Origin of the sequence: Streptomyces sp. BA2, assembly GCF_009769735.1 — a bacterium.
Lineage (GTDB): Bacteria > Actinomycetota > Actinomycetes > Streptomycetales > Streptomycetaceae > Streptomyces.
In genome coordinates this window covers 5,929,112-5,943,355 of sequence record NZ_WSRO01000002.1, presented here as the reverse complement: position 1 = coordinate 5,943,355, position 14,244 = coordinate 5,929,112, and the positions used below count along the sequence as shown (strand labels likewise).

Here is a 14,244-nt window from a genome sequence, read left to right as displayed (position 1 = left end):
CGATACGCTCGGCGCATGGCTTTGAACACGTCTGCTGATGCCCCGCTGCCCGTCGGCGAGGTGTCGCGGCTCATCGGCGGGTGGATCGACCGGCTCGGTGCCGTGTGGGTCGAGGGGCAGATCACCCAGCTGTCCCGCAGGCCCGGCGCCGGTGTCGTATTCATGACGTTGCGCGATCCCTCGCACGACATCTCCGTCAGCGTCACCTGCTACCGCCAGGTGTTCGACGCCGTAGCGGACGTCGTCTCCGAGGGCGCCCGAGTCGTCGTCCACGCCAAGCCCGAGTGGTACGCGCCCCGGGGGCAGCTGTCCCTGCGGGCCGTCGAGATAAAGCCCGTCGGCGTGGGGGAACTCCTCGCGCGGATCGAGCAGTTGAAGAAAAGCCTCGCCGGGGAGGGGCTCTTCGCGGCCGACCGGAAGAAGGCGCTGCCCTTCCTGCCGCAGCTCATCGGGCTCGTCACCGGTCGCGCCTCCGCCGCCGAGCGCGACGTCCTTGAGAACGCCCGGCACCGCTGGCCCGCCGTCCGCTTCGAGGTGCGCAACGTCCCCGTCCAGGGCGTGCACGCCGTACCGCAGGTCGTGCAGGCCGTGAAGGACCTGGACGCGCTCGACACCGTGGACGTGATCATCGTGGCCCGTGGCGGCGGCAGCGTAGAGGATCTGCTGCCGTTCTCGGACGAGCAGCTCGTGCGGGCCGTCGCCTCGTGCCGTACGCCCGTCGTCTCCGCGATCGGGCACGAGCCGGACAACCCCCTGCTCGATTACGTCGCCGACCTGCGCGCCTCCACCCCCACCGACGCCGCCAAGAAAGTCGTGCCGGACGTCGGCGAGGAGTACGAGCGCGTGCGGTGGCTGCGGGACCGCGCCCGGCGCTGCCTGGACGCCTACCTCGACCGCGAGGACCGCGGCCTCGCGCACGCCCTTGCCCGCCCCTCCATGGAGAATCCGCACCGCATGATCGAGGAGCGCGAGGAGCAGGTCTCGGCGCTCGTCGACCGCAGCCGCCGCACGCTCGGGCATCTCCTCGACCGCGCCGAGTCGGAGCTGACGCACACCCACGCGCGCGTGGTGGGCCTCTCCCCCGCCGCGACGCTCCAGCGGGGGTACGCGGTGCTGCAGAAGGCGGACGGCGCTGTGGTGCGGGCCCCGGAAGAGGTGACTGCCGACGAGGAGTTGCGGGCCCGGGTCGCCGAGGGCGAGTTCACCGTACGAGCCACAGAGGCCGCAGGCGCCACAGAGGCTGTAAGCGCCGCAGAGACCGCACGAACCGACATTTAGGGTGGGGCACATGACCAGCAAGACGGACGAGGCCACGAGCCCCGCGGACGCACTCGGCTACGAGCAGGCACGGGACGAGCTCATCGAGGTCGTACGCCGCCTGGAGACCGGCGGCACCACGCTCGAGGAGTCGCTCGCCCTGTGGGAGCGCGGCGAGGAGCTGGCGAAGATCTGCCGCCGCTGGCTGGACGGCGCCCGCGCCCGCCTCGACGCGGCCCTGGCGGGTCCTGACGGGGACAGCGACGCGGGCGAGGACACCGCCGCCGACTGACGCCGCTGGCTGACACCGCCGACTGACACGGACGCCTCGCCTCGCCTCTGACCTGGTGCGTTGTGAAGCGGATCACCAAGCGGCCGATTTGGTTGAAACTTAAACCGCAACGTCGTACGGTCGATGACGCAAGCTGATCCACGCACGCAACGCACGCACCGAGAAGGTTGATCCATGTCTCTCGTCCTTGACCCCGCCGCACAGGACCTGCTCTTCCGCGAGGCCCGCACCGCGAACTCCTTCACCGATGAGCCGGTCACCGACGAGCAGGTGCAGGCGATCTACGACCTGGTCAAGTTCGGCCCGACCGCCTTCAACCTGTCGTCGCTGCGCATCACCCTGGTCCGCTCCCCCGAGGCCCGCGAGCGCCTGGTCCAGCACATGGCCGAGGGCAACCAGCCGAAGACCGCGTCCGCCCCGCTCGTCGCGATCCTCTCCGCGGACAACGAGTTCCACGAGGAGCTGCCGGCGCTGTTCCCGCACTTCCCGCAGGCCAAGGACGTCTTCTTCTCGGAGCGCCCGGCCCGCGAAGGTGCCGCGCACCTCAACGCCGCGCTGCAGGCCGCCTACTTCATCATCGGCGTGCGCGCCGCGGGCCTGGCCGCGGGGCCGATGACCGGCTTCGACGCCGCCGGCGTCCAGAAGGAGTTCCTGGACGGCGACCACACCCCGCTGATGGTCGTCAACATCGGCAAGCCGGCCGAGAACGCCTGGTTCCCCCGCTCCCCGCGCCTGGAGATCGACCAGGTCATCGAGACCGTCTGAGACTCGGACACCTAGTACGAATACGAGCGAGGGCCCCGGCGATGTCGCCGGGGCCCTCACTCGTACTCAACAAAATCAGGACGTCTTCAGCGCCTGCGCCATCTTCGTCAGCTGACCGAACGACGCCGTGCCCGCGACCACCGTCGTCGCGCCCTTGTCCTCGCGCACCAGGGCGTCGTACGTCTGCCCCTCGTACCGGTGCCACGTCTGGCCGCCGATCTTCTCGGTGGCCTTCGTCCGCACGGCCCGCTGCGTGGCCTCTTCGATGAACTTGACCCGCTTGGCCGTGGACTGCTTGACCACGACGTACTCACCGGACGGGTCGAGGAAACCCAGGTGCCAGCTGTCGCCCTTGGAGCCGTCGAACCGCACCGACGTCGGCTTCCACGCCTTGGCCAGACCCTCGGGGGCGGCCACCGGATAGGCCGCCGCGCGCCGCGCGGTCACCAGCTCGATGCTGTAGTCGACGCGCTTGACGGGGCTCTGGGAATCGTCGTGCGGGATGAAGATGTAGATCGCGCCGGCGACGAGGGCGATCACCGCCATCGACCACAGCATGTTCCGTACGGTCTGCTTGCCTTGTCTGCCTGCCACGCCCCCATGGTCTCAGGCCCCGAAGACGGCTCTTCCCCCGGTGCTCCTTCAAGCATTCCCCGGTGCACCCCCACGTGCCCGATCCGCTCATGCGTGGGGCCCTCTGCTCATTTTGTCGGCCTACGGATAGAGTCGTGCCACACCCTCATCCGGCCGTCGTCGTATCAGCAGAAAGGTGCGCTCCGATGACCGAGCATCATCTCCCCTCCGAGCTCGAAGTCTCTCCCGAGGCTCCCGACCGCAACCTCGCCCTGGAGCTCGTCCGGGTCACCGAGGCCGCCGCCATGGCCGCGGGCCGCTGGGTCGGCCGCGGCGACAAGATCGGCGCCGACGGCGCCGCCGTCCGGGCCATGCGGACCCTCGTCTCCACCGTCTCGATGAACGGCGTCGTCGTCATCGGTGAGGGCGAGAAGGACGAGGCCCCGATGCTCTTCAACGGAGAGCGCATCGGTGACAGCACCGGCGCCGAGGTCGACATCGCCGTCGACCCGATCGACGGCACGACCCTGTGCGCGAAGGGGATGCCGAACGCCATCGCCGTGCTCGCCGCCGCCGACCGCGGCGCCATGTTCGACCCGTCCGCGGTCTTCTACATGGACAAGCTGGTCACGGGCCCGGAAGCCGCCGACTACGTCGACATCAACGCCCCGGCGTCCGTGAACATCCGCCGCGTCGCCAAGGCCAAGGGCCGCGCGCCCGAGGACGTCACGGTCATGATCCTCGACCGCCCCCGCCACGAGGGCATCGTCAAGGAGATCCGCGAGACCGGCGCGCGCATCAAGTTCATCTCGGACGGCGACGTCGCCGGTTCGATCATGGCCGTGCGCGAGGGCACCGGCGTCGACATGCTCATGGGCATCGGCGGCACCCCCGAAGGCATCATCTCGGCCTGCGCGATCAAGTGCCTGGGCGGTGTGATCCAGGGCAAGCTGTGGCCCAAGGACGACGCGGAGCGCCAGCGCGCGCTCGACGCGGGCCACGACCTGGACCGCACGCTGTCGACGACCGACCTGGTCCGCGGGGACAACGTCTTCTTCGTCGCGACCGGCATCACGGACGGCGAGCTGCTCCAGGGCGTGCGCTACGCCGCGGAGACGGCCTCGACCTCGTCCCTGGTCATGCGCTCCAAGTCGGGCACGATCCGCAAGATCGACTCCGACCACCGGCTCGCGAAGCTGCGCGCCTACAGCGCCATCGACTTCGACCGCGCCAAGTAGCCGAGCGACCAAGTAGCCGAGCGACCAACTAGGCTTCACAGCGCGCGAGTTGCGCACACCTGAGGGGGCGCCCCGTGCGGGGGACGCCCCCTCCGGCGTACGGAAGAACTATCCGGCCTGCCCGGCGTGTCCGGCCTACCCGGCGGCGGCGATCGGTCCCGCGGTCGTGTGCGCGGCCTTCTTGAGCTCCACCTCGCGCCGGCGCCGCCTGGCGAGCACCACGCGGCGCTCCGCGGCCGTGAGGCCGCCCCAGACGCCGTACGGCTCGGGCTGGAGCAGGGCGTGTTCCCTGCACTCGACCATCACGGGACAGCCGCCGCAGACGCGCTTCGCGGCCTCCTCCCGGGACAGGCGTGAGGCGGTCGGTTCCTTGGACGGGGCGAAGAACAGCCCGGCCTCGTCTCGTCGGCACACCGCCTCGGTGTGCCATGGGGAGTCCTGGTTCCGATCGCGCACTGGTTCCCGCTGGGCCGGAACGGCGGCGACCTGCAGGGACTGATGCGACGGCTGCAGCACGGGTCTACTCCTGACGACGGCTTCGCGAGCGAGAGACGATGCAGCAAGCTCTACCCGCTGTGTACGCGCCTATGCACTGAGTTCCGATGTACGGAAGTTCGCGCCGTCAGTGGCCGGATACACCCCCTCGGTGGCCGGCCAGGAGCCCTTCAGTGGCCGAGATGCTTGCGCAGCTGCTTGTGCAGGTCCCGGACGAGCTTGCCCCGCCTGGGCTTCGCCTCGATGTTGCCCAGGACCGCGAAACCGTCGACGAAGACGACCGGAGCGTCCCGCTCGGCCGAATCGAGCGTGTCCACCTCGAAGTTGCCGAGCACGCCCGTGCCGTTGCCGCGCAGCGAGACGTTCTCCGGGACGCGGATCTCGACGTTGCCGAAGACGGAGATCGCCCTGATGACGACCTGCCGCTGCTCGAAGATCGCCTCGCTGAGGTCGATCTCCACGCTGCCGAAGATCGAGTACACGTGCGTGCGGCGGGCTACGCGCCAGCGGCCCTTGCGGACAGAGCTGCTGAAGACCGCGACCAGGTTCTCGTCGGCGACCGGGGGCACCACGCCGTCCGAAGGCCGGGAGGGGGCGGGCTCGGGCCTCACGGTCGGATACGCCGCGCCGCCTGGATACGCCGCGCCGCCTGCCGCGGGCAAGTCGCTGACCAGCGGCTCCAGTTCACCCATGGTCTTGGCCCGATAGACCCCGTCGATCCGCTCACCGTGCTCCTCGGCGGTCAGCCGCCCCTCGGCGAGGGCATCGCGGAGGATGTCCGCCGTGCGGTCCCGGTCGGCGTCCGACGCCCGCAGGCCTGCGGGCGTCGGTTCCGGGTGGGTCTGCTGAGGGGGCTGGAGGCGCTTCTCTAGGTCCACACCATCAGCGTACCCAAACGCGATAGATCGCGACTACCCCTGTGGACAACCCGCGCGGACATCGGGCGGGCTCTACTGAGCCTTACCTCACAGACCCGGCCGTCCTGTGGCGTTCTACGCTGGTTGGCGCGTCGCCAATGGAGGCCGCGCCGCTGTCTGCCGAGTGAGGAATGGCCGTAATGCCAGAGTTTGAGTACTCCGAACTGCTCCCCCTGGGAGAGGACACCACGCCGTACCGGCTGGTGACCTCCGAGGGTGTCTCCACTTTCGAGGCCGACGGGCGGACGTTCCTCAAGGTCGACCCGGAGGCGCTGCGCACGCTCGCCGCCGAGGCGATCCACGACATCCAGCACTACCTGCGGCCCGCGCACCTGGCCCAGCTGCGGCGCATCGTCGACGACCCGGAGGCGTCGGGCAACGACAAGTTCGTGGCGCTCGACCTCCTGAAGAACGCGAACATCGCGGCCGCGGGCGTGCTCCCCATGTGCCAGGACACCGGCACGGCCATCGTCATGGGCAAGCGCGGACAGAACGTCCTCACCGAAGGTGAGGACGAGAAGGCGCTCTCGCACGGCATCTACGACGCGTACACGAAGCTGAACCTGCGCTACTCGCAGATGGCTCCCCTGAACATGTGGGAGGAGAAGAACACCGGCTCCAACCTCCCGGCCCAGATCGAGCTGTACGCGACCGACGGCGGCGCCTACAAGTTCCTCTTCATGGCCAAGGGCGGCGGCTCGGCCAACAAGTCGTTCCTCTACCAGGAGACGAAGGCCGTCCTGAACGAGGCCTCCATGATGAAGTTCCTGGAGGAGAAGATCCGCTCGCTGGGCACGGCCGCCTGCCCGCCGTACCACCTGGCGATCGTCGTCGGCGGCACCAGCGCCGAGTTCGCCCTGAAGACCGCGAAGTACGCCTCCGCGCACTACCTGGACGAGCTGCCCGCCGAGGGCTCCCCGGCCGGGCACGGCTTCCGCGACAAGGAGCTGGAGGAGAAGGTCTTCGAGCTGACGCAGAAGATCGGCATCGGCGCGCAGTTCGGCGGCAAGTACTTCTGCCACGACGTCCGCGTGGTGCGCCTGCCGCGCCACGGCGCCTCGCTACCCGTCGCCATCGCCGTCTCCTGCTCGGCCGACCGCCAGGCCACCGCGAAGATCACCGCCGAGGGCGTCTTCCTGGAACAGCTGGAGACGGACCCGGCGCGCTTCCTCCCCGACACCACGGCCGAGCACCTCGACGAGGCCGCCGCCCGCGGCGAAGCCGCTGATGTACGCAGTGTGAAGATCGACCTCAACCAGCCGATGGACGACATCCTCGCCGAGCTCACCAAGCACCCGGTGAAGACCCGCCTCTCGCTGACCGGCCCGCTGGTCGTGGCCCGCGACATCGCGCACGCCAAGATCAAGGAGCGCCTTGACGCGGGCGAGGAGATGCCGCAGTACCTGAAGGACCACCCGGTGTACTACGCCGGTCCCGCCAAGACCCCCGAGGGCTACGCCTCCGGCTCCTTCGGCCCGACGACGGCCGGCCGCATGGACTCCTACGTGGAGCAGTTCCAGGCGGCGGGCGGCTCCAAGGTCATGCTCGCCAAGGGCAACCGCTCCAAACAGGTCACCGACGCCTGCGACGCGCACGGCGGCTTCTACCTGGGCTCGATCGGCGGCCCTGCCGCGCGCCTGGCCCAGGACTGCATCAAGAAGGTCGAGGTCGTCGAGTACGAGGAGCTCGGCATGGAAGCGGTCTGGAAGATCGAGGTCGAGGACTTCCCGGCCTTCATCGTCGTCGACGACAAGGGCAACGACTTCTTCCAGAACCCGGCTCCGGAGCCGACGTTCACGTCCATCCCGGTGCGCGGGCCCGGCCTGGCGTAGCAACGCGGAGGAGCCCTCTCCACGGAGAGGGCTCCTCTACGGCACTCAGGCGAACCGCTGGTTCGCCGCCCCCGTGCACTTCTGGAGCCGCAGCGGCTCCTTGGCCCCCGCCAGGGTCAGGCAGAGCCCGGCGTCGGCGGCCGGCCGCAGCGTCCCCGCCTCACGTACGAACTTCTGGTTGGCGCCGCCGTGGCAGTTCCACAGCGTGACGGCGGTGCCTTCCTTCGCCGTGCCCGGGACGTCGAGGCAGCGGTCCTGGGTCAGGCCTGTGTGCAGCGACTTCTGCCCGCCGGAAGCACCGTCGTACCACCAGGTCTGGTTGCGGTTGCCGGTGCAGTCCCAGCCCTGCACCTTGGTGCCGTTACGGCTCTTCGAGGCGTCGACGTCCACGCACGTCCCCGTGCCCGCGTTCTTGAGCGGCTTGTACGCGTCGCCCCATCCGCCCTGGTAGAGCTTCGGGCTGCCCGTGCTCGCCGGGTCCGCGCAACCGCCCTCGCTCCAGCCGGAGTTGTAGAGCTGCGTCAGGCAGGAGGCGAAGGCCTCGTGGCCGCGGGCGTTGGGGTGGAAGGACTGGCGGACCGAATTGGAGTCCGGCGGGAAGGGGTTGGAGAGGTCCACGTAGAGACCGCGCGCCCAGGTGTCCTCCATGCAGACCTCATGGCCGTGGAAGAGGCGGGAGTTGTCGAGGTAGGTCGCGCCCGCGGCCTTGACCGCCTTGCGCATGCCGGTCTCGAACGTGGGGACGGCGTAGTTGCGGCCCCACTCGGTGTCGGAGTCGTAGCCGAGACCGCCGCACGCCAGCTTGCCGGGGAACTTGGGGTTGTCCCGGAAGTCGGGGCCGATCGGGCTCGGATAGCCCATGACGACCAACTTGTACTCGTCGCCCGCGTATCCGGCGTCCTTCATGACGGTCTTCAGGTCGCGGATGGACTGCTCGACCTTGGGTACGAGCGCGTCGACCCGCGCCTGCCAGCCGTCGTTGTACTTGCCCGCGCAGGCGCCCTGGCTGAGCAGGAAGCGGGTCACGCAGTCCGTCATCACCGGGGCGAACTGCAGGTCGTCGTTGGCCCCGATGACCAGCATGACCGCCTTGATCTTGGTGTTGCGCGCCTTCACGGCGAGGTTGTCGCTCTGCACCAGCTCGTCGGGGTACTGCTTCTGCCCCCCGATCCTGATGTTGACCGTCTGTGCTCCCGAGCAGGCGACGTTGTACGTCACGTCCGCGGGGATGCCGGTGCGGTGGATGGCGGCGTCCGGGGAGCGGTGGCACCAGTTGTCGGGGCCGTCGGTGCCGGGTTCGTACGTTCCGACACCCTCCCCCGAGATCTCACTGTCGCCGAGCGAGATGAGCCCGGTCTTGCGGTCGGCGAGCGGGCGCTCTGCCGGGTCGCCGTAGAGCTCGGTGGCCTCGGCCGCCCGGATCTTCTCCAGTTCGGGCGGCAGGGGCGTGGATGCCGCCGCCCTGTTCCCGTCCTCGGCGGCCTGGGCCGGCACGGCCGCTGCCGTGCCGAGCACCGCCGCCATCGCCACGGCCGCCGCGAACGTACATCGCAGCCTGCTCCGGCGGTCGCGTCTGATGCGCTTCATTGCGCCTCCCCGGTTTGGTGTTACCCACGGTTTTTACTGGTCAGTAAGAGCCTTGGGAATACCTAGAACAAGACAAGTGCTCAACTTTTCAGCGAGGTTTGACGGAGAGGTAGGTTCGAGGCATGACCAGCGACGCCAGCGCAAGCGACAGCGGTGAGTACCGGATCGAACACGACTCCATGGGCGAGGTGCGGGTCCCCGGACACGCCAAATGGCGGGCGCAGACGCAGCGGGCGGTGGAGAACTTCCCCGTGTCCGGGCAGCGCCTGGAGCGCGCGCACATCGCCGCGCTCGCCCGGATCAAGGCGGCCGCCGCGAAGGTCAACGCGGACCTCGGGGTGCTCGACAAGGACGTCGCGGAGGCCATCGCCGACGCGGCGGGCGAGGTCGCCGAAGGGCGCTGGGACGAGCACTTCCCCGTGGACGTCTTCCAGACCGGCTCCGGCACGTCGTCCAACATGAACACGAACGAAGTCCTCGCGACGCTCGCCACCGAGCGCCTGGGCAAGGACGTCCACCCGAACGACCACGTGAACGCGTCCCAGTCGTCGAACGACGTCTTCCCCTCCTCGATCCACATCGCGGCCACGGGCGCCGTCACCCAGGACCTGATCCCGGCGCTCGAACACCTGGCGACCGCCCTGGAGCGGAAGTCGGCGGAGTTCGCCGACGTGGTGAAGTCCGGGCGCACGCACCTGATGGACGCCACACCCGTCACCCTCGGCCAGGAGTTCGGCGGGTACGCGGCGCAGGTGCGCTACGGCGTCGAGCGGCTCAACGCCTCGCTGCCGCGCCTCGCCGAACTGCCGCTCGGCGGCACGGCGGTGGGCACCGGCATCAACACCCCGCCCGGCTTCTCGGCGGCCGTGATCGCCGAAGTGGCACGGGCCACCGGGCTTCCGCTGACCGAGGCACGCGACCACTTCGAGGCGCAGGGCGCGCGGGACGGCATCGTCGAGACCAGCGGGCAGCTGCGGACGATCGGCGTCGGCCTGACGAAGATCGCCAACGATCTGCGCTGGATGGCTTCGGGCCCGCGGACCGGCCTCGCCGAGATCAACCTGCCCGATCTGCAGCCCGGTTCCTCGATCATGCCGGGCAAGGTGAATCCGGTCATCCCGGAGGCGGTGCTCATGGTCGCCGCGCAAGTCACCGGCAATGACGCGACGGTCGCCGCCGCGGGGGCCGCCGGCAACTTCGAGCTGAATGTGATGATGCCGGTCATCGCCAAGAACGTCCTGGAGTCCGTGCGGCTCCTCGCCAATGTCTCGCGGCTGCTCGCCGACAGGACGGTGGACGGAATCACCGCGAATGCCGAACGGGCCCGGGAGTACGCGGAGTCATCGCCCTCCGTCGTCACCCCGCTGAACAAGTACATCGGATACGAGGAGGCGGCGAAGGTCGCCAAGAAGTCGCTGGCCCAGCGGAAGACCATCCGGGAAGTCGTGCTCGAAGGCGGATATGTCGAGCGGGGCGAGCTCTCCTTGACGCAGTTGGACGAGGCATTGGACGTTCTGCGGATGACGCACCCGTAGAGCTGTTCACCTTTACGCCCGGACAGGTTCTGAAAAGCCTGTCCGGGCGCCCACTAATATCTCCGCATGACAGACCTCACCACGCCGCCAACGACGAGCAGCGAAGCAGCGCGCTGGGCCCCCGGCTCCCATGTGCTGTGGCGGTACAAGGAGAACGCCGGGAACCGCATTCACATCTGCCGGCCCGTCACGGTCGTGCAGGACAGCGCAGAGCTGCTCGCCGTGTGGATGGCCCCCGGCACCGAATGCGTGAAACCCGTTCTCGCGGACGGAACTCCCGTGCACCACGAGCCACTCGCCACCCGCTACACCAAACCGCGCGCCCTGCGCAGGGACCGCTGGTTCGGTACCGGCGTACTGAAGCTGGCCCGCCCCGCGGAGCCGTGGTCGGTGTGGCTGTTCTGGGATCCGGGATGGCGGTTCAAGAACTGGTACGTGAATCTCGAAGAGCCGCGCGTCCGTTGGGACGGAGGGCTCGATTCCGAGGATCACTTTCTGGACATCTCCGTGCGGCCGGACCGGACGTGGCGCTGGCACGACGAGGACGAGTTCGCCCAGGCTCAGCGCGCCGGCCTCATGGAGGCGGGAAAGGCACGGGAAGTGCGGGCCGCCGGGTATGCCGCCGTCGATGTGATCCGCTCCTGGGGACTGCCCTTTTCGGACAACTGGCCGCACTGGCGCCCCGATCCGGACTGGGCGATTCCCCCCCTACCGGATGACTGGGACCGCACGCCCGTACATGTGACGTCATGAGACCCTTGATGCGCCCCCATGGTTCAAACGTAGGATCGTCCTCCGCAAGGGCGCACAGCAGCAACTCAGCAGCAACTCCCTGAGCTTGCGCGTTGCCTGACAGGATGTCATCGAAGGGCGGCAGAACGTGAGCGAGGCGAGCGGGTTCGACAGGTACGGCGGGCCATCCGGTGTGCGTCCCGACCGGACGGGCCAGGCCGAGGCTTTCGACGCCATCGGACAGCACTACGACGACGCGTTCCCGCACAAGGACGGCCAGCTGGCCGCCGGCCGCAGGCTCGCCGAAGCGCTGCCGCCCGGCTCGCGGGTGCTCGACGTGGGGTGCGGCACCGGGCTTCCGACCGCCCGTCAGCTCGCCGACGCCGGGCATTTCGTTCTCGGCATCGATCTCTCCTCCGGCATGCTCGACCTCGCCAGGAAGAACGTGCCCGCGCCGAACGCCGAGTTCCGGCAGCTCGACGTGGCGGAGCTGCGGGCCGAAGGCCCTGACGGCGTGGGCCAGTTCGACGGGATCGCGGCGTTCTTCGCGCTCCTGATGCTGCCGCGCGCCGAGATCCCGTACGCTCTGCGGCTGCTGCACGGACTGCTGCGCCCCGGTGGTCTGCTCGCGCTCTCCATGGTCGAGGCCGACCTGGATGACGCGGGAATTCCGTTCCTGGGGCACACAATCCGGGTATCCGGTTACCTGCGGGACGAACTGCGGCAGGTCGTACGTGAAGCGGGCTTCGACATCGTCGATGAGGACACGTACTCCTACGCCCCGGCGAGTACCGAAGTACCACCCGAGCACCAGCTCTTTATGCACTGCCGACGCGGCTGACAGACGTAGCCACCGGACACCAAGGCGCAGCCCCGGACGGACGGATTCGAAACGCGTGACGGAGCACTCCATCCCCGACGAGGGCCGACAGCCCCGAGCTGCCCGGCCCGCCGCCCCCGCGGACCCCCGCGGGGCGCTGGTGCGTGCCCCGAAGGCGCGGGACACCCCCGGCGCGGCCGCTTTACCCGCACAGCCCCAGGCCCGCACGGGCGACTCCACCGCGAGCCCCAGCGACGAGCACTCCCAGTCGTCCGGGCCCTCCGGGCAGCAGCCCGACCCGCACCGGCCGCGCCCCGACCAGGGCGGCGGGCAGGGCGGCGGGCACGACAATCCCGACGGCGTCCCCCCGGGCGCCCCCGGCGGCGAGGAGCGGCGTACGGGACAGCCAAGGCCGCCGGGCTCCGGCCCCGCGGCGATGCGACGTGACGGCGACCGGCTGCGCTTCGTGGGCGCCGCGACCCGGCGCATCGCCCGCGGCATCGACCTGGACGAGATCGTGATGGGCCTGTGCCGGGCCACGGTGCCGACGTTCTCCGACGCGATACTGGTCTACCTGCGCGACCCGCTGCCGGTCGGCGAGGAGCGGCCGAGCGGAGCGCTCATCCTGCGCCTGCGCCGCACCGACCGCATCCCGGAGGAGCCCGACACCGAGGGCGGCACGATGCCCGCCCTCCAGGTGCAGACCGACCTCGTGACGACCGCCGAACTGTGCGAGGTGCGCCCCGGCGGCGCCCTCGCCGAAGTCCTGCGCGGCGTGCGCCCGGTCTTCGCCGACGCCCCCGCGGCCCGCGCCGCCCTGCCCGAACTGCTCGGCGAGGGACGGACGGTCCCCTCGGGGCAGCGGACGATCCTCGCCCCGCTGCGCGGCAGGCGCCGGGTGATCGGCGCCGCGGTGTTCCTGCGCCGCCCCGACCGCCCCGCGTTCGAGGGCGACGACCTGCTTGTCGCGGCCCAACTGGCCACGCACAGCGCGCTCGGCATCGACAAGGCCGTGCTCTACGGCCGCGAGGCGTACATCGCCGACGAGCTCCAGCGCACGATGCTGCCCGAGACCCTGCCGCGCCCGACCGGTGTGCGCCTGGCGTCCCGCTATCTCCCGGCCGCCGAGACGGCCCGGGTCGGCGGCGACTGGTACGACGCGATCCCGCTGCCCGGCAGCCGGGTCGCGCTCGTCGTGGGCGATGTCATGGGGCACTCCATGACATCGGCGGCGATCATGGGCCAGCTGCGGACGACCGCCCAGACCCTGGCCGGGCTCGACCTGCCGCCCCAGGAGGTCCTGCACCACCTGGACGAGCAGGCCCAGCGGCTCGGCTCCGACCGGATGGCGACCTGCCTCTACGCGGTCTACGACCCGGTCGCGCACCGCATCACCATCGCCAACGCCGGTCACCCGCCGCCCGTCCTGCTGCACCTGGGCGGCCGGGCCGAGGTTCTGCGGGTCCCGCCGGGCGCCCCCATCGGCGTGGGCGGCGTCGACTTCGAAGCCGTCGAGCTGGACGCGCCCGCGGGCGCCACGCTGCTGCTCTACACGGACGGCCTCGTCGAGTCCCGCCTGCGTGACGTGTGGACCGGGATAGAGCAGCTGCGCGAACGGCTCGCCGCCACCGCCCAGTTGACGGGCCCGGACCATCCGCCGCCGCTCGAGGCCCTCTGCGACGACGTGCTCGACATGCTCGGCCCCGGCGACCGTGACGACGACATCGCGCTGCTCGCCGCCCGCTTCGACGGCATCGCGCCGAGCGACGTCGCGTACTGGTTCCTCGAGCCTGAGGACGCCACGCCCGCCCGCGCCCGGCGCCTGGCCCGCAGCGCCCTGGAGCGCTGGGGTCTGGAAGAGCTGACCGACTCCCTGGAGCTCCTGGTCAGCGAGGTCGTGACGAACGCCGTGCGCTACGCATCGCGCCCGGTGACCCTGCGCCTGCTGCGTACGGACGTCCTGCGCTGCGAGGTCGGCGACGACGTGCCGCAGCTGCCGAGGTTGCGGCAGGCGCGGGCCACGGATGAGGGCGGCCGGGGGTTGTATCTGGTCAATCGGCTTGCCCGGCGGTGGGGCGCGACGCGGTTGAGTACCGGGAAAGTGGTCTGGTTCGAGCTGAATCATGGCTCGAACCCGGAATCGAGCAGTAACTAAGCGGTCGTTCTTTTACGGATGGCCGGTGGGGGCTGGTCGCGCAGTT

13 protein-coding genes are annotated in these 14,244 nt (G+C 70.0%); 9 read left to right on the top strand and 4 right to left on the bottom strand.

Annotation, left to right across the window (positions count from 1 at the left end; genetic code table 11):
- Positions 1 to 15 precede the first annotated feature (15 nt).
- From xseA to E5671_RS29670, 3 genes are all read left to right on the top strand, one after another.
- A complete protein-coding gene (gene xseA / locus E5671_RS29680) occupies positions 16 to 1,278 on the top strand; it encodes an exodeoxyribonuclease VII large subunit (protein WP_160506953.1) in 1,263 nt (420 codons plus the stop codon).
- Between the two features lie 10 nt (positions 1,279 to 1,288).
- Positions 1,289 to 1,549, top strand: a complete 261-nt coding sequence (locus E5671_RS29675) for an exodeoxyribonuclease VII small subunit (RefSeq protein ID WP_160506952.1) — start codon at positions 1,289 to 1,291, stop codon at positions 1,547 to 1,549.
- A gap of 174 nt (positions 1,550 to 1,723) precedes the next feature.
- Positions 1,724 to 2,314: a malonic semialdehyde reductase gene (locus E5671_RS29670; protein WP_160506951.1), complete on the top strand. Its 591-nt coding sequence runs from the start codon at positions 1,724 to 1,726 to the stop codon at positions 2,312 to 2,314.
- A 75-nt stretch (positions 2,315 to 2,389) separates the two neighbouring features.
- Here E5671_RS29670 and E5671_RS29665 read toward each other — a convergent pair whose 3' ends face one another.
- A complete protein-coding gene (locus E5671_RS29665; protein ID WP_160506950.1) occupies positions 2,390 to 2,908 on the bottom strand; it encodes a DUF4245 family protein in 519 nt (172 codons plus the stop codon).
- 185 nt (positions 2,909 to 3,093) lie between these two features.
- On the opposite strand from E5671_RS29665, the gene glpX reads away from it, so the two are divergent.
- Positions 3,094 to 4,125, top strand: coding sequence for a class II fructose-bisphosphatase (gene glpX, locus E5671_RS29660; RefSeq protein WP_160506949.1), 1,032 nt, complete (start codon positions 3,094 to 3,096; stop codon positions 4,123 to 4,125).
- A gap of 135 nt (positions 4,126 to 4,260) precedes the next feature.
- Here the strand turns inward: glpX and E5671_RS29655 are convergent, their stop codons facing one another.
- Both E5671_RS29655 and E5671_RS29650 read right to left on the bottom strand, forming a co-directional pair.
- On the bottom strand, positions 4,261 to 4,641 hold the full coding sequence (locus E5671_RS29655) for a WhiB family transcriptional regulator (RefSeq protein ID WP_160506948.1): 381 nt from the start codon (positions 4,639 to 4,641) through the stop codon (positions 4,261 to 4,263).
- A gap of 149 nt (positions 4,642 to 4,790) precedes the next feature.
- Positions 4,791 to 5,498: a DUF1707 domain-containing protein gene (locus E5671_RS29650; protein WP_160506947.1), complete on the bottom strand. Its 708-nt coding sequence runs from the start codon at positions 5,496 to 5,498 to the stop codon at positions 4,791 to 4,793.
- Between the two features lie 179 nt (positions 5,499 to 5,677).
- Between E5671_RS29650 and E5671_RS29645 the strand changes: the two genes are divergently transcribed.
- The gene (locus tag E5671_RS29645) at positions 5,678 to 7,369 is read left to right on the top strand and encodes a fumarate hydratase (RefSeq protein WP_160506946.1); all 1,692 of its coding nucleotides are present in this window, start codon (positions 5,678 to 5,680) and stop codon (positions 7,367 to 7,369) included.
- Between the two features lie 45 nt (positions 7,370 to 7,414).
- On the opposite strand, the gene E5671_RS29640 is transcribed toward E5671_RS29645, so the two are convergent.
- Positions 7,415 to 8,956, bottom strand: a complete 1,542-nt coding sequence (locus E5671_RS29640; RefSeq protein WP_160506945.1) for a ricin-type beta-trefoil lectin domain protein — start codon at positions 8,954 to 8,956, stop codon at positions 7,415 to 7,417.
- A gap of 122 nt (positions 8,957 to 9,078) precedes the next feature.
- Between E5671_RS29640 and E5671_RS29635 the strand changes: the two genes are divergently transcribed.
- The 4 genes from E5671_RS29635 to E5671_RS29620 all read left to right on the top strand — a co-directional run bounded on the left by E5671_RS29635 (position 9,079) and on the right by E5671_RS29620 (position 14,198).
- The gene (locus E5671_RS29635; protein ID WP_160506944.1) at positions 9,079 to 10,491 is read left to right on the top strand and encodes a class II fumarate hydratase; all 1,413 of its coding nucleotides are present in this window, start codon (positions 9,079 to 9,081) and stop codon (positions 10,489 to 10,491) included.
- A 66-nt stretch (positions 10,492 to 10,557) separates the two neighbouring features.
- Positions 10,558 to 11,244 (top strand): cytidylyl-2-hydroxypropylphosphonate hydrolase, encoded by a 687-nt coding sequence (gene fomD / locus E5671_RS29630; RefSeq protein WP_160506943.1) that lies wholly within the window; start codon positions 10,558 to 10,560, stop codon positions 11,242 to 11,244.
- 127 nt (positions 11,245 to 11,371) lie between these two features.
- Positions 11,372 to 12,064: a methyltransferase domain-containing protein gene (locus tag E5671_RS29625; RefSeq protein WP_160506942.1), complete on the top strand. Its 693-nt coding sequence runs from the start codon at positions 11,372 to 11,374 to the stop codon at positions 12,062 to 12,064.
- Between the two features lie 55 nt (positions 12,065 to 12,119).
- Positions 12,120 to 14,198 carry an ATP-binding SpoIIE family protein phosphatase gene (locus E5671_RS29620; RefSeq protein ID WP_336605880.1) on the top strand — a complete coding sequence of 693 codons (2,079 nt, stop codon included), beginning with the start codon at positions 12,120 to 12,122 and terminating at the stop codon, positions 14,196 to 14,198.
- The last annotated feature ends 46 nt before the right edge of the window (positions 14,199 to 14,244 follow it).

Excerpts from the sequence above, each read along its gene's own strand:
- E5671_RS29635 (WP_160506944.1), top strand. The coding sequence starts at position 9,079 with ATGACCAGCGACGCCAGCGCAAGCGACAGCGGTGAGTACCGGATCGAA.
- E5671_RS29675 (WP_160506952.1), top strand. The coding sequence starts at position 1,289 with ATGACCAGCAAGACGGACGAGGCCACGAGCCCCGCGGACGCACTCGGC.
- xseA (WP_160506953.1), top strand. The coding sequence starts at position 16 with ATGGCTTTGAACACGTCTGCTGATGCCCCGCTGCCCGTCGGCGAGGTG.
- glpX (WP_160506949.1), top strand. The coding sequence starts at position 3,094 with ATGACCGAGCATCATCTCCCCTCCGAGCTCGAAGTCTCTCCCGAGGCT.
- E5671_RS29670 (WP_160506951.1), top strand. The coding sequence starts at position 1,724 with ATGTCTCTCGTCCTTGACCCCGCCGCACAGGACCTGCTCTTCCGCGAG.
- fomD (WP_160506943.1), top strand. The coding sequence starts at position 10,558 with ATGACAGACCTCACCACGCCGCCAACGACGAGCAGCGAAGCAGCGCGC.
- E5671_RS29640 (WP_160506945.1), bottom strand. The coding sequence starts at position 8,956 with ATGAAGCGCATCAGACGCGACCGCCGGAGCAGGCTGCGATGTACGTTC.
- E5671_RS29645 (WP_160506946.1), top strand. The coding sequence starts at position 5,678 with ATGCCAGAGTTTGAGTACTCCGAACTGCTCCCCCTGGGAGAGGACACC.